At 66.7% G+C, this 13869-nt stretch carries 14 protein-coding genes, 3 tRNA genes and 1 pseudogene; 8 read left to right on the top strand and 10 right to left on the bottom strand.

Going from position 1 to position 13869, the window contains the following annotated elements:
• Positions 1 to 255 precede the first annotated feature (255 nt).
• Complete coding sequence (locus Pdca_RS03410) at positions 256 to 1629, top strand: rolling circle replication-associated protein (protein WP_085916826.1); 1374 nt, start codon at positions 256 to 258, stop codon at positions 1627 to 1629.
• 101 nt (positions 1630 to 1730) lie between these two features.
• Here Pdca_RS03410 and Pdca_RS03405 read toward each other — a convergent pair whose 3' ends face one another.
• The 5 genes and pseudogenes from Pdca_RS03405 to Pdca_RS03385 all read right to left on the bottom strand — a co-directional run bounded on the left by Pdca_RS03405 (position 1731) and on the right by Pdca_RS03385 (position 6959).
• Complete coding sequence (locus tag Pdca_RS03405; protein WP_125911239.1) at positions 1731 to 2537, bottom strand: 3'-5' exonuclease; 807 nt, start codon at positions 2535 to 2537, stop codon at positions 1731 to 1733.
• 13 nt (positions 2538 to 2550) lie between these two features.
• Positions 2551 to 3430: pseudogene (locus Pdca_RS03400) on the bottom strand (IS5 family transposase).
• Positions 3427 to 4536 (bottom strand): UvrD-helicase domain-containing protein, encoded by a 1110-nt coding sequence (locus Pdca_RS03395; RefSeq protein WP_125911237.1) that lies wholly within the window; start codon positions 4534 to 4536, stop codon positions 3427 to 3429. Before Pdca_RS03395 ends, Pdca_RS03400 begins: the two are co-directional and overlap by 4 nt.
• 2 nt (positions 4537 to 4538) lie before the next feature.
• Positions 4539 to 6467 carry an ATP-dependent nuclease gene (locus Pdca_RS03390; protein ID WP_085916170.1) on the bottom strand — a complete coding sequence of 643 codons (1929 nt, stop codon included), beginning with the start codon at positions 6465 to 6467 and terminating at the stop codon, positions 4539 to 4541.
• A gap of 90 nt (positions 6468 to 6557) precedes the next feature.
• Entirely contained in the window at positions 6558 to 6959 is a 402-nt protein-coding gene (locus tag Pdca_RS03385) for an NUDIX hydrolase (RefSeq protein ID WP_197719907.1), read from the bottom strand.
• A gap of 105 nt (positions 6960 to 7064) precedes the next feature.
• On the opposite strand from Pdca_RS03385, the gene Pdca_RS03380 reads away from it, so the two are divergent.
• The 7 genes from Pdca_RS03380 to Pdca_RS03360 all read left to right on the top strand — a co-directional run bounded on the left by Pdca_RS03380 (position 7065) and on the right by Pdca_RS03360 (position 11532).
• The gene (locus Pdca_RS03380; RefSeq protein WP_085916171.1) at positions 7065 to 7841 is read left to right on the top strand and encodes a GntR family transcriptional regulator; all 777 of its coding nucleotides are present in this window, start codon (positions 7065 to 7067) and stop codon (positions 7839 to 7841) included.
• Positions 7842 to 7953: 112 nt separating this feature from the next.
• Positions 7954 to 8340 carry a hypothetical protein gene (locus Pdca_RS03375; protein ID WP_085916172.1) on the top strand — a complete coding sequence of 129 codons (387 nt, stop codon included), beginning with the start codon at positions 7954 to 7956 and terminating at the stop codon, positions 8338 to 8340.
• Positions 8340 to 8495: a hypothetical protein gene (locus Pdca_RS35280; protein WP_158092328.1), complete on the top strand. Its 156-nt coding sequence runs from the start codon at positions 8340 to 8342 to the stop codon at positions 8493 to 8495. Before Pdca_RS03375 ends, Pdca_RS35280 begins: the two co-directional genes overlap by 1 nt.
• A complete protein-coding gene (locus tag Pdca_RS35275; protein WP_085916173.1) occupies positions 8492 to 9733 on the top strand; it encodes a hypothetical protein in 1242 nt (413 codons plus the stop codon). The genes Pdca_RS35280 and Pdca_RS35275 overlap by 4 nt, the downstream gene beginning before the upstream one ends.
• Position 9734: 1 nt before the next feature.
• On the top strand, positions 9735 to 9914 hold the full coding sequence (locus Pdca_RS03370) for a helix-turn-helix domain-containing protein (RefSeq protein WP_085916174.1): 180 nt from the start codon (positions 9735 to 9737) through the stop codon (positions 9912 to 9914).
• Positions 9911 to 10276 carry a hypothetical protein gene (locus Pdca_RS03365; RefSeq protein ID WP_085916175.1) on the top strand — a complete coding sequence of 122 codons (366 nt, stop codon included), beginning with the start codon at positions 9911 to 9913 and terminating at the stop codon, positions 10274 to 10276. The genes Pdca_RS03370 and Pdca_RS03365 overlap by 4 nt, the downstream gene beginning before the upstream one ends.
• Positions 10273 to 11532 (top strand): site-specific integrase, encoded by a 1260-nt coding sequence (locus tag Pdca_RS03360; protein ID WP_085916176.1) that lies wholly within the window; start codon positions 10273 to 10275, stop codon positions 11530 to 11532. Before Pdca_RS03365 ends, Pdca_RS03360 begins: the two co-directional genes overlap by 4 nt.
• A gap of 77 nt (positions 11533 to 11609) precedes the next feature.
• On the opposite strand, the gene Pdca_RS03355 is transcribed toward Pdca_RS03360, so the two are convergent.
• The 5 genes from Pdca_RS03355 to Pdca_RS03335 all read right to left on the bottom strand — a co-directional run bounded on the left by Pdca_RS03355 (position 11610) and on the right by Pdca_RS03335 (position 13701).
• Positions 11610 to 11683: transfer RNA gene (locus tag Pdca_RS03355), tRNA-Phe, on the bottom strand.
• A 37-nt stretch (positions 11684 to 11720) separates the two neighbouring features.
• Positions 11721 to 11794, bottom strand: a tRNA-Asp gene (locus tag Pdca_RS03350).
• 14 nt (positions 11795 to 11808) lie between these two features.
• Positions 11809 to 11881, bottom strand: a tRNA-Glu gene (locus Pdca_RS03345).
• Between the two features lie 139 nt (positions 11882 to 12020).
• Positions 12021 to 12239 carry a hypothetical protein gene (locus tag Pdca_RS03340; protein WP_085916177.1) on the bottom strand — a complete coding sequence of 73 codons (219 nt, stop codon included), beginning with the start codon at positions 12237 to 12239 and terminating at the stop codon, positions 12021 to 12023.
• Positions 12240 to 12444: 205 nt separating this feature from the next.
• Positions 12445 to 13701, bottom strand: a complete 1257-nt coding sequence (locus Pdca_RS03335; protein WP_085916178.1) for a GDSL-type esterase/lipase family protein — start codon at positions 13699 to 13701, stop codon at positions 12445 to 12447.
• Between the last annotated feature and the right edge of the window lie 168 nt (positions 13702 to 13869).

Raw genomic sequence — 13869 nt, 5'->3', positions numbered from 1 at the left:
CCGTCAACGTAGCCGTCACCTGACGGCCCGGCGGCGACGCGTCGTTCCCCGGAACCGTTGCTGAGCACCACGCGTGCTCCAGCGGCGGTTCTGCATGTCCGCATGCCCTGATCCGGCGTGCGCCGCCCCGGCACCGACGGCCTCTTCCGAGAGGTCGCCGTCTTGTCCACTCCCCCGCACGTCCCGGTCCCCGGCTCTGAGCCGACGGACCCGACCGATCACACATCAACCGACCGCACGCCCGCTCTCCCGTCGGTGGCGGCCGTGGGCGCCGCGGCCGGGCCGCAGGCGCGGGCCGGAGGCAGGAGCGCCGGCGGGCCGGGCGCGAGCGACCCGGCCGCGGCCCCGGCGGCAGCCGCGGGCCGGCCTGGGCTTGTTCTATGTGCCATATCGGGCCGGGCCACCGAACAGGCCCGGGTCCCGGACACCGTCGACGGGCTGTGGTCCCCGGCGTTCCCCTCGCCCGAGCTCGTCGACGCCGCGGTCGCGCTACTGCCCGCGGTCCGGGAAGAGGCCGGCCGACTCGCCGAGGGGCCGCGCTGGGAACTGACGGTCGGTCCCGGCATGTTCGCCGTCGCCACCCACGACTGGGCCCGCGTCGAACGCACCGCCGAACGACAGACCGAGGCCCGTCGCAAGGACGTGGACCTGGCCGTCGCCCACCATCTCGCCACGGGCGAGTGGAGCGATCCGCCGCCACGGGCACCGATTACCGGGTGGTCGCGCAAGTCCCGCGCCCGCATGGTGCGACGGCTTTGCGAACTGAACTACACCCCGCTCTACGCCGCCGGCCGACTCCCGGCGATGGTCACGCTGACCTACCCCGGGGACTGGGAGAACGTCGTCCCCACCGGCCCGGTCCTGAAAGCGCACATGAAGGCGCTGCGCAAGCGCTACCTGCGCGCGTGGGGTGAGGACTGGGCGTGCGTGTGGAAGCTGGAGTTCCAACGACGCGGCGCCCCGCACGTCCACATGCTCTGCACCCCTCCGCACGGGCAGACCAGCACCGGGGAACGGTTCCACGTCTGGCTGTCACGGGTGTGGGCCGAGGTCGTCGACCACCCCGATCCCGAGCAGCGGCGACGCCATCAGTTGGCCGGGACCGCGCTGGACTACCGGGAGGGCCTGCGCGCGACGGACCCGCGCCGAGTCGCGGCGTACTTCTGCAAGCACGGGATGCTCGCGGCCAAGGAGTACCAGCACCAGGTCCCCGAGGCGTGGCAGGAACCCGGCCGCGGGCCGGGACGGTTCTGGGGCGTCTGGAATCTCGAACGCGCCACCCGCACGCTCGCCGTCACCCCGGCCACCGGCGTGCAGGCCGGCCGGATCGCCCGGCGCTGGGCTCGCGCGCAAGGCCGGGCGCAGCAGACCTGGAAGATGCGCGTCGAGCAGTCCACCGGACGCGTCCGGTACCGACGCTCGCGGTCACGGGTGAAGCTGATGACCAACGGCGGCCGGGGCTGGATCGCGGTCAACGACGGACCGGCGTTCGCCGCCGGCCTCGCCCGCTATCTCGACCAACTCGACCACAGCTCAACAGGAACACGGCTGTCTCCTGTCTCCCCGTCGGCCAGGTCCCCCGAGAGCGCCTCCGGTGGGCGGGTCCAGGTGGAGCACCGCATGCGCTGAACGACCTGGACCCGCCCGCCGGAGGTGCTACCGCCGCAGGTGGCCGGCGGGGAGACACCCTCCCCGGAGGTCGCCCGGGGTGTGGGGCGCGGCGAGCGCCCCTACGTGAAGTGTTCTTCGGCAACGCCGGCCTGTTGCAGCAGATCAAACAACGGCGAGATCTCGTGCCGACGGCCACGTTCAGCACAGTGCGCGTAGATCAACCGTCGGCGAGCGCGGGACATGCCCACGAAGAACGTGGAGTTCCCTTCAGATGGATCTCTTCTATAGCTCCACCATGAGGCGTCATCGAAGCCAACATTTATTACAGTATCGAACTCAAGTCCTTTGCTTCGATGGATGGATAGAATCGAAACAGCATTCTCCCCACCGAAGTCGGCAGCAACTGACCACCACTTGTCCGTGTAGTCCAGAACTTGCCGTAGTCGTTCCGCGAAGGCACTGCGGGCCCGCTGCGCGGCATCCGAGTCCTGATAGGAGCGAAACCCTCGACTCCAAACTCTATCCGGAACGAATTCCTCCATCCGAGCCGCCACCTGATCGGCAGATGAAGACTCCACGGGAAGGCTCGCGATCAGTAAGCGCAACTGATCAACCTCTTTGTGGATTTCATCCTCCAGGTCCAGATATGCGATATCGTCTTCCACTGGGTCTAATTGCCTCAAGAGCAACAAAGTCTCCCGAACTGAATCCCAACTTCGTGGGGGAGCCTCCGCGACAGACAATCGAAGCAACTCCACGCCAAAAGAGCAGATACGATCTTTTAGAAGATCCTGAAGAGGAATGGTCGCAGCTTGCTTCGCATGATTCACAAGCCGTACATCATACTTCTCAAAGTATGGGCGTAGAGACTGCTCGAAGTCATCCGCTTTCTGCCGTACCAGTAAGAGCGTGTTTGAGAAGATCAAGTCGCGGGTGTGATCATGTACTTCTGTTGCCGGGCGGCCGGGGTGCCGCGGGCGAGGCGGCGGGTGATGGTGTTGATCGCCGCCCAGCGGATCATGGCCTCGGACACGGCGGGGTCGCGTTCGTAGTCTCGGGCCAGACGCCGGTGCGCGGTGAGCCAGGCCAGGGTCCGCTCGACCGCCCACCTGCGCGGCAGGACGGCGAATCCGCGCTGCTCAGGCGGTTTGCGGACGACCTCGACCGTGGTCCGCAGGATCGAGGTGGCCCAGTCGAGCAGGCGGCCGGCGAACCCGGCGTCGGCGAACACGAAGCGCACCCTCGTGCGCAGGTAGAGGTCGAGCAGGATCGACTTGGCGCCGTCGCGGTCCTGGACCGACGCCGAGCACACCATCGTCGTCAAGAGCAGGCCGAGGGTGTCGGTGATGATGAACCGCTTCCGACCGTTGACCTTCTTTCCGGCGTCGTATCCACGTGTGTCCTGTCCGACGGTGTCGGCGCCGCGCACGGACTGGGAGTCGATGATGCCCGCGCTCGGCTCCGGGTCGCGGCCCTCGTCGGCGCGCAGCTGTCCGCGTACGACCGGCAGGATCTGTTCGGTGACCTTCTGCTGCTCCCATCGGTTGAAGTACCAGTACACGGTCTGCCATGGCGGGAAGTCCGCAGGCAGAGCACGCCATGCGCACCCCGCGCGCACCACGTAGAGGATCGCGTCGACCACGTCCCGGCGTGGATGCTTCTCCGGCCGCCCACCCGATCCGGCCTCGGGCAGGAGCGGCTCGATCAACGCCCACTGGGCATCGCTGGTGTCCGAGGGATACCGCCGCTTACGCCGAGCCACCCATCCACGATGGACCACACCGGCGCCCGGACCACGCAGACACGCCGGCCTTCTCAAACACGCTCTAAGACGTAGTTGTCGTATGGGAGGCCGGTACGCAGGTGATCTTCCTTGATCCACCTGGCGATGCGCTCGCCTTCGTCGTCGATTCGATCAAACGTCCACAGCCGAGCCGATTGTTCATCCTCGATAAGCTCAGCTTTCGACTCGCCCATTTCGATAGCAGGGTCCAATTGCTGCGCGACCGAATGCTGAACTCTGACTAGGTCAGGAACGCTTCGATAGTTGAATCTTAGTTCCCGGGGACTAATGGAAACTTCGCTACAGAAGGCACCGAACGAGTCAGACCTGGCTCCAGCCCAGCCCATAATCTTCTGCTTCTCATCCCCGACTACGGTGATCTTCGAGCCACCCGACAGAAACGTCGAAGCCAACAAGTCGTACTGGGAATGCGTTGTATCCTGGAATTCATCCACGAACACAAATGGGTAAGTGGCCATCAATGCCCGCGCCACCGAAGGGGCGTTTCGCAGCAGCAAATGCGTTAGTCGATTAATGACCGGGAAAGAGAGGGCGGATGGACTTCGATCTACTCCGGATTTCACCCAATTCAAGACCGCACACTCCTGAGCAGTGGCCGCCGCTGCAGGGCTAGAAGGAAGCGAGAACGTCCCAAGGAGATTCTGACTGAAGTCGTCCCACGTCATACCCATAAGAACATCGCGCCAATGTGGCCGGAACTGTGCGAGCTTGGCCGTAAACGTTCGAAAATCACCTCGTGTGGGAAAATCTACGTGGTAGGCGTTAGATGGCTGCCAGATCTGAGGAAGGGTTGTTGAGAACCGATCCAGAATATTCTTAGTGAAGGCATCGAAAGTCATCGAGTCGAAACGAAGCGACGTCGCGCGCCCGCAACGCTCCTCGACTCGCCGGGCCAGATTCTCTGCAGAGTCCGTCTTAAATGATATCGACAGCACGCGATACGGAGCCGGACATAATCCCGACGAAAACAGATATGCGGCTTTTTGAGCCAGCAACTCCGTTTTGCCGGCACCTGGACCTGCAATAACGCAACCGTGGCCTGCTTCTCGAACTGCTTCTAACGCGGCCGGTTCGAGACTCGGTATGCCGACAGGCGCCCATTCGGTTTCGCGACCACCCATAACTATTGCACCCCTCCGAAGGGGGAGTTCGGGATCTCCGATGCGATGCGGTCGACCAAAGCGCGGAGCTCTTCCGGAGACCTGAGCGCGAGATCGCTATCCTCTACCTTCGAGAGGGACCTCGCGTGTGTTGTGGGCTTGCCTCGACCAAGAAATAGGTACCTATACCAGGTAAACGGCAGTTCCTCGAGCAGACTTGCGTCACCCTTCTCACCGAGTACCGCACTTACAGGATCGCCCTGATCGCTTGGGCCATTCCCGCCATCGGCAACTTCTTGATACTGCTCCGGCAGGGAGACTAACATTGACATGTCGATATCAAGCGGGTATGAGTAATAGATTCGATGCTGCCGCAGTTTAGCAATCCACTGATCGAGTACATCACGAGACATCGAAGCTTCCGCCAACGCGGAAACCGTTAGACTCGTTCCACTAACGATTTGATCGTTAGGCACACCTATGGCTTCTAACTGCTCAATTGCGTACTTGATCCGCCCATGACCCCCTCCGCTTCTGCCAAGATCGAGGTCCAACAGGGTCGAATGAGGGATATCCAGATCGTTCAGTAACCGCCAGAAGTGATTCACATGACGCCCGCCAAGCGGGACAATTGCCACAAAAGATCTATCAATCGGAAGGCCAATAGCTTCCGCAACGCGCGGGATTACGACTTCCTCGGAGCTTCCTTCGCCCAGAATGACATAGCTCGCAAAATACAGCTCGGGATACGCCCGTACTGCTTCCCGGATATACTTGTACTCGTCTTCGCCCGCTGGCAGCTGGATCTTCCGGACCGAAGATCCCGAGGAGGACTTAGCTCTGAAATGGCGGATTTGCTTCGGCTCAATACGAGAAAGAACACTCGCTGAGTGGCTTGATATCAGAGCTTGGCCACCTCTCGAAGCCATAACCTCGCGAAGCTGCTCCACAATCCTAGACAAGTAGAACGGCATCAAGTTGTTCTCAGGTTCTTCGACGCCGACAAGCGTAAGTACCGGCATAGAGAAAGCTTCGGCGTCGAAACCTTCCGCGCGCTCCTTAATCTGGTTCTCGACATCGAGCGTGGCGGAAACTAGCGATATGCAGAACATGGACCGCTGGCCATCGCTAAGCTCAGATACAATCCGATCTCTTCCCGTTTCGTCTGGCCTGAACACGACATCGAGGTTGCGTACGAAGTCTTCGAGTTTCGAGTTGATCGGTCGAAGTACCGGCTGAGAATGGGTACCCGCTCCATGGACTTCTTGCCAACGCGATGTCAATACCGATAGCAGTGAATCTACACCCCGCTCGTCGAGGAATGCGTCATTGAGCCCATCTCCACTTTTCTTAAGCTCATCAACAAACCCATCAGACCACTTGATAGACTGCCATAGACGCCCTCTTAGAAGGCCTGCAAGGTGGGATGCAGCGTCGCGCACTGCTGGCACATAGACAAACTGGATCTGGCTCCTGGTCGGGCCACGCACGATCGCGACCGCCTCGTCAGTGTAATTTTCATCGTGACTCTTGATAGCGATCAGACGGTCGTCAATGGTGCCGTCGAGTCCATTATTGGTCCAGGTCGCTTCAAGACGAAGACGACACTTCATTGTGCCGTTCTGGTCAGCCGCCATCTGGTGCCAGAAAGCTGGCACCGCGCTCGATAAATCCCGGCCAGCGCCTAGCTCAGGGAAGGCGAAGACAGCTTCCACCATGAGCGAACGCTCGTCCGGCTCTTCGACTTCCTCGGCTGGGACGTGGAAATCCTGCCGCCGGACACGTCTAGCGTCTGCCACAACACCAAACATCCGCTGGAGCGCCTGCATAACTGCAGTCTTCCCGCTTCCGTTAGCACCGATGAACACTGTTGTATCCGTCTCGAACTCTAGGCAAACGGGATCCGGCCCGAAGCATCGAAAGTTCTGGACCGTGAGTGACTCTAGGTGCAACTCAGCTCCTCGCTTCGCACCAACGACGCGTAGTCTTCGGTGGTCCTGGCAGTATCGAGAAGTTTTGTATCACACTATCGGGAAAGAGGTCTAGTCTGACAGTATCCGATTTCCGTCGTGACTCCGCACTGCGACATGCTCGCAGTCGAACGCATCTTCAACACGTACTCTATAGACTAGAGTCATCTCTTCGAGAATCGCCGCACGATCTTTCCACGCGACACGCCGGGACTCATCGGAGGTCGATAGAGCACCCGCGACTGGCTTACACCGGAAGACGAGAGCAATCACTCCGCGTTGCATGTTCTTGTATACGCCAGTCAAGCGTTCGACTTCGACCTGTATGCCAGTTTCTTCGAGCACCTCACGTACCGTTCCAGCTTCGGGAGTTTCATCCATTTCCAGCACTCCACCCGGGGGCTCCCAATGCAGATTGTCTTGCCGCTGAATGGTTAGGACCCTACCCGCTTCATCCACTACTATTCCGGCCACACTTACAGAATGTCTCGGCGGTTCTGACACAGGGACCTCCAGGAGGGACCACCGTCGGTAGGCTTGTCCAGCAACATAGTCGTCTAGGCACCTGGAGACGAGACAGTGCACCTCGGAAGCCTTGACCGCTCGGGTGACCGCGCGCCTTACCGTCAGATCGCCGACCAGCTTCGCGCTGCCATTACTCGAGGCGAGCTGGTGGCAGGAGACAAGCTGCCGTCCGAAGCTCAGCTCATGAAGCACTACGAGGTCGCCCGAATGACCGCCCGGCAGGCGATCCAGGAGCTTCGCTCCGAGGGTCGAGTCGTCGCTGAGCAGGGTCGAGGCGTCTTCGTCAGCCAGCCCGTCCAAGTCCGCCGCCTCGCCTCCGAACGCTTCGCCCGCCGCCATCGCGAGGCCGGCCTCGCCGCGTTTGGCGTCGAGGCAGAAAAGACCGGCTTCACCCCGCGCGTCGACCAGCTGGAGGTCTCGACCGCCAGCCCACCCGACGAGATCCGCGACCGCCTGCGCCTCGGCGATGGCGGGGACGTCGTCGTCCGGTCCCGCCGCTACCTGGCCGACGGCCAGCCCGTCGAGACGGCCGTCTCGTACGTCCCGGCCTCGATCGCGGCCGGCTCCCCCATCGTCGCCGACGACACCGGCCCGGGCGGCATCTACGCGCGCCTGGAGGAGCTGGGCCACGAGCTGGACCACTTCACCGAGGAGGTCTCGGCCCGCATGCCCACCGCCGACGAGCGACGCCGCCTCCAGCTCACCGACGGCGTGCCGGTGATGGTCGTCCTGCGGACCGCCTACGACACGACCGGGCGCCCGGTCGAGGTCTGCGACACGCTCAAGGCCGCCCCGGCGTATGTCCTGGAGTACGACATTCCAGCTCGCTGACCTGGGCCGATCGGGTGCACTCCGTTCGGTGACGGCAACTCCTCTAGACACCTAAGCGTCTTGCACTTACCGTCGAACCTGTCTAGAGGACCGACACCACGGGGTGATTCCAGTGCCGCAGATCTACGCCATCGACCAGGCAGCGACGTTCGAGCGCGTGCTCTTCCTGTCCGGCGAGCCGAAGACACGCTTCGGCTCCGACGTGCAGGAGACGTCCAAGGACGGCGTGCCGAAGTGGGAGGTACAGCTCGTCGCGAGCTTCCGCCAGTTCGGCCGCTCGACCAACGAGATCATCAAGGTGGGTATCACGGCCCACCACCAGCCGGGCGCCGAGCTGGGGCCGGCCGAGCCCGTCCAGCTCGTCGGGTTCGAGATCGGCGTGATGGACAAGAAGAACCGCGAGGGCCAGGTCGTCGGTGCGCAGGTCTGGTATCGCTGCCAGGAGGTCCGCTCGCTGACCGCCACCGGCCCGCGTACCAAGCAGGCGGAGGCGAGCTGATGGCCGCCGAGACCGACCCGGGCGTCGTGTTCGTCTGCCGCGGCTGCGAGACCGAATACCCGCCCGCGCTGGGCGAGTGCCCGGAGTGCGGGGACTGGGCGTTCACCGCCGCCCTCTCCCCCGCCCTGCTTCCGGTGCCGCGGAGGGCGTCATGACCGCCACGGCGCTCCTGCCGTTCCCGCCCGACCGATCACGCGGTGGCGGCTGGTTCGGCCGCACACGGCGCTCCTGGGCCGACCGCCGGGCTGACCGTGAGCACGAGCAGGAGTGCTGGGCGTTCGCCGAGCACCTGCGCTTCGTGTGGCGGGACGCCTGCGAGGGCGTCGGCGTCAGCCGGACCACCGACACCGCCACCGGGCCGACGGTCCGCACCCCCAGGGTCGGCCGGATCGTCGTCGACCGACCGACGACGGTGCTCGTCGAGCTGCTGCCCGGTCAGGAGCCGCAGGACCTCTCCCGGGTCGGCGACCGGCTCGCGCACAGCCTCGGGTTCGAGACGCTGCGCGTCGTGCCGCACGGCGGCCGGTGGGTCCGTGTCGAGCTGCTCGACCAGGACCCACTCACCGAGCCGTTCGCGCTGCCGCGCATCACGGTCGGCACGTGCCAGGACCCGGTCCTGCTCGGACGCGACGAGTTCGGCGACGCGCTCGGGCACACCTTCGCCGACGCCGCGCACGTCGCGCTCCAGGGTCAGAACGGCGCCGGCAAGTCCCAGTTCGCCTACGGCCTGCTCGCCCAGCTCGCCGCGGCCGACGACGTCCGGATCGCGGGCTCGGACATCACCGGCCTGCTGCTCGGTTGTCCCTACGACGGCACGGTGCATCGGCCGTGGCAGGCAACCGGGACCGCGGATCTCGAGGAGCACGCGGCGCTCCTGGAACGGCTAGTGGGCGTGATGGACGAACGCCTGGCCGCGCTGCCGGACCGCGTGGACAAGATCGAGCCGTCCCCGGCCGTGCCGCTGTTCGTGGTCGTCGTCGAGGAGTTCCCCGGCCTGCTCCGAGCCGCCGGCGCCATGCCGAAGCTTGGGCGCGGCGAGCGCTCGGTCCTCGACCGGATCAGGGCCGCGAACCTGCGCTTGCTGTCCGAGGGCCGCAAGGTCGGCTTCCGCGTGATCACGCTTGCGCAGCGCGCCGAGGCCGAGGCGATGGGCGGCGGCTACGCCCGCGACCAGTACGCCCTGCGCCTCTCGTTCCGCGTCCCCGGCGACTCGCTGGAGATGCTGCACGGCCCGGCCGTCCGCGAGCTCGCGGAACGCCACGCGACCGCCGAGCCCGGCGTCGCCGTCCTCTCCGCGCCCGGCCGGGACGTCGTCCGCGTCCGGGTGCCCTACCTCGGTGCCTACGCCGAGTACTGCGACCGCATCGCCATGACCGCACGGAAGGAGCCCTGACATGGACCCGCTGCTGCTCACCGTCAAGGAGGCCGCCGAGGTGCTGAGGATGAGCACGAGCCGCGTCTACGACCTCATGCGGACCCGTCAGCTCCGCTCCCACAAGGTCGGCCGCGCCCGCCTCATCCCTGCCGAGGCGCTGCGGGAGTTCGTCGAGTCGCTCGGTGAGGACGCGGCATGAGCGCACCCGCCGTAAACGCCGTTTACGCCGACAGCCGGTCGCTGTTCCTGGACGTCGTCGTGGCCGGCCTCGACCGGACGACCGCCGCGCTCTCCGGCCTTCACGCACACCACCCGGCGACGGCCGCAGAGCGCGCCGCGCACGCCCACCGGCTCGCCGAGCTGCACCGTCGCCGGGCCCGCTGGTGGGCCGTGCTCGAACGCTCCGCCGCCGACCGGCTGGAGACCCACCGTGTGCACCGGCTGGCAGTCATCGCGGCGCGCGCCGCCGCGGACGACGGGGTGCGCTTCTGGCTCGACGCCGCACGGTCCTGGGAGGCCATCGCCGACCGCGAGCGCACGGGACGGGGTGCGGTCGCGTGACCACCGAACCGACGCCCGACGAGCGGTTCCCCGCCCCCCGCACCGGCAAGCAGCGCGCCAACGGCGAGGGGACGATCTACAAGCGCCAGGACGGCCGCTACGAGGGCGCCTGCTACGTCCTGATCGCCGACGGCACGATCCGGCGGAGGCGGGTCTACGCCCGCACCCGCAAGGAGGTCGTCGAGAAGCTGGCCGCCCTCCAGCGCCAGTCCCGCGACGGCATCCCGATGCCCACCCGGAGCTGGAAGGTCGGCGAGTACCTCGCGTACTGGCTGGAGCACGTCGTCCGGCCGAACAGCAAGCCGAAGACCCACCAGGGCTACGAGGTCGTCGTGCGGGTGCACATCGTCCCGGTGCTCGGCACCAGGCGGCTCACCGCGCTCCAGGCCGCCGACGTCCGCCGGCTCCTGGCCCACGTGCAGAACCGCTGCCGGTGCTGCGCCGAGGAGATCGACGCGCGACGCCCGGAGAAGCGCCGCCGGTGCTGCGCGGTCGGACGGTGCTGCGCGAGCTTCCCGTCCATCCGGACGCTCCAGCAGGTGCACGCCGTCCTGCGGAACGCGCTGCAGAACGCGGTCCGCGAGGAACTGATCATGCGCAACGTCGCACAGCTCGTGCGCGTCCCGTCGCCGAAGTACCGCGTCAACCGGGGCATCAGCGCCGAGCAGGCCCACGAGCTGATCGAGGCCAGCCAGGACGACCGGCTGCACGCGCTCTACGTCCTGACGCTCTACCTGGGCATGCGCCGCGCCGAGCTGCTCGGGCTGCGCTGGTCCGACGTCGACCTCGACACCGGCCACCTGGAGATCGTGCAGACGCTCCAGCGGGTCGACGGCGAGCTGCGCTTCGTCCCGGCCAAGACCGATGCCTCGGAGCGCACGCTCCCGCTCGTCGGCCGCTGCCTGGACGTCCTGCGCAAGCACCGCGCCGGACAGTCCTGGGAGGCGTCCGAGGCCGGCGACGCGTGGCAGGACCACGGCCTGGTCTTCCCGAGCCGGATCGGTACGCCGATGGAGCCGGACAACCTGCGCCGCTCCTGGTACCCGCTGCGGGCCCGGGTGGGCGCACACCGCGTCCGGTTCCACGACCTCCGGCACACCTGCGTCACGCTGCTGCTGGACCTGGGCGTGCCGCCGCACATCGTCCGGGAGATCGCCGGCCACTCCGACATCGGCGTGACCATGAAGATCTACGCACACGCGTCGCTGACCGAGAAGCGGGCCGCGCTGCAGAAGCTCGACGGGAGGATCGGATGACCGCGTTGCCGTCACCGTTGCCGTCAAGCGGCATGATCGAGAAGAAGAAGCGCGGAGAACCCGCTGGTAAGAGGGTGTGGCCAGGGGCGGGGTCGAACCGCCGACCTTCCGCTTTTCAGGCGGACGCTCGTACCAACTGAGCTACCTGGCCCCGGCCCCCGGATGAACCGGGGTACCTGAGAGTGGAGCGACCCAGACGGGACTCGAACCCGCGACCTTCGCCGTGACAGGGCGACGCGCTAACCAACTGCGCCACTGGGCCTTGCTGTGTAACCGTACCCCCAACGGGATTCGAACCCGCGCTGCCGCCTTGAAAGGGCGGAGTCCTAGGCCGCTAGACGATGGGGGCTTGGATGACCGAGGAGGCTCAACCTTCCCTCAACGGCTGTCCGTTGGGAGCGATGAAACCATACGACACCGCTCCGGAGCCCCCTGCAGGCACCCCCCTCATTCCGCCGTCGTGGCCGGTCAGACCCCGTCCGGGGCCCTCATCGGGCGACCGGTGGCGGCTGGTCGGGGTTCGCGGAGATCAGCCCGAGCATGTCGAGCAGCTCGCGCAGGTCTCCGGAATCGTCGGAGTTCTTCGCCACGACGAGACGGGCCTTCTGGACCTGGTCGTCGGACACCTTGAACGCGTCGGCCGCGTTCCGTGGGGCCGGGATGGACCCGGTCTCCTCGTCGACAGTGCGCTTCGCACCGATGCTCATGACGCCTCCCCGTAGGCAGTCAGGGCGCCGCATGTCCCTGGCACACCCCCGGGTTCCGTCCGTGGGTCGCGCCGCGGTGCCGGGTCTCGCCGATACCGCCACGTGCTGTGGCCGTGACCAAGACGTTACCCATCGTGCGAGGCGCCTGCACGCCCCTTCCCGGGTGACGGAACGGTCACCGCGCGCGGTGGGCCGGGACGAGGGTTCAGCCGGACGCCGGAGCCGGGCAGGGAGCGCCGGACAACGCTCCGACCGGCACCGCAGCCGCCAGTGCCCGGTATCCGGCCGGCGACGGGTGCAGCCCGTCGCCGGAGTCGTAGTCCGGTCGCAGTCGCGTCGGGTCACCCGGATCGGCGAGCGCCGCGGCGGCGTCGATCACCCCGTCGGCCCAGTGCGGCCCCTCGGTGCGGATCCGTTCGTTGACCCGGTCCCGGGTCGCGACGACCGCCTCGGCGTCCCGCCCACCACTCGTCGACGGCGGGATCGTGCTGAGGAACACCCGCAGTCCGGACGCCCGGGCCCGGTCGGCGAACGCCTGCAGGCCCGCCACCAGCTCGCCCTCTCCGGCTCCTGCGGCGAGATCGTTGGTGCCGATCAGCAGGATCACGTCACGGATCCCGGCGAGCGGTTCGACGTCGACGTCGAACCGGGTCCCCGGGGCGTCCCCGCCGGCGGGCGGATCGTCCTGCAGCAGCTGGTTGCGCGACAGCCCCGCATTGAGCACCGTCGTCGCCCCCTCCCCGGACGCCGGCCGGGCGGCCAGCGCGTCGGAGAACCGGTCGTCACCGTTCGGGGTGCTGCCGACGCCGTCGACGATCGAGTCGCCGATCACCAGCACCCCACCGACCGGTCGAGGTGCGAGCACGTCGAGCCCGGCCAGCACGGGCCACGACTGCAACGTGGTGCCGAAGCCGTCCGCCCCGGGCTCCGCGGACCGATCCCCCGGTCCGGACAGCCACGCCGTGCGCATGGCGACCGGATGGGAGCTGATCGTCGCCGGGACCTGCGCCAGGTACAGGCTCACCGTCAGCGGCACCCCCCGCTCCACGGGGACCGGCAGCGGATCGGTCAGCACCTCCGTGCCGGGCTCCAAGCGGACGTCGGATCGCCCGCCGGTCGACACCGGCCGCGGCTCCGTCGTTCCCGCTCCGGCAGCCGTCCGCCCGACGGTGACCGATCCGACGTGCAGCGGCCCGTCGCCGTGCCGGTTGGACAGCCGCAGCCGCAGCTCGTCCCCGGACGCCTGCGGGCGCACGACCATCCGCAGCGTCCGGCCGGCGAGCTGGTCACCGGGCACCGCCTGCTGAGCGGCGTGCCATCCGGCCGCCCAGCCGGGCCCACAGCCCGTCGCACCCGCGGCGACCGGGAGCATTCGGCCGCAACCGGCGAACGTGATCCCGGCCAGGAGCAGCGCCAGGACGGCGAGCGCCGCAGGGGTGTGCCAACGACCGTCACGCCGCACGTGCGTCCGCCTCCGTCCGTTCCGGCCCGGCCGGGTACAGCCCGCCGGGTCCCGCACACGCTGTGTCGACCCGTCACCCGATCACGTTACGTAGGCTGCCGGTCACTCTGCGACGACCGGCCGAACGGGAACGCCGAGCGGACTCTCCGTTCGGACGGGCGCCCGGAA

The sequence above is a fragment of the Pseudonocardia autotrophica genome (genome assembly GCF_003945385.1).
Taxonomy (GTDB): Bacteria; Actinomycetota; Actinomycetes; order Mycobacteriales; family Pseudonocardiaceae; genus Pseudonocardia; species Pseudonocardia autotrophica.
This window is presented reverse-complemented; position numbering and strand designations above follow the sequence as displayed.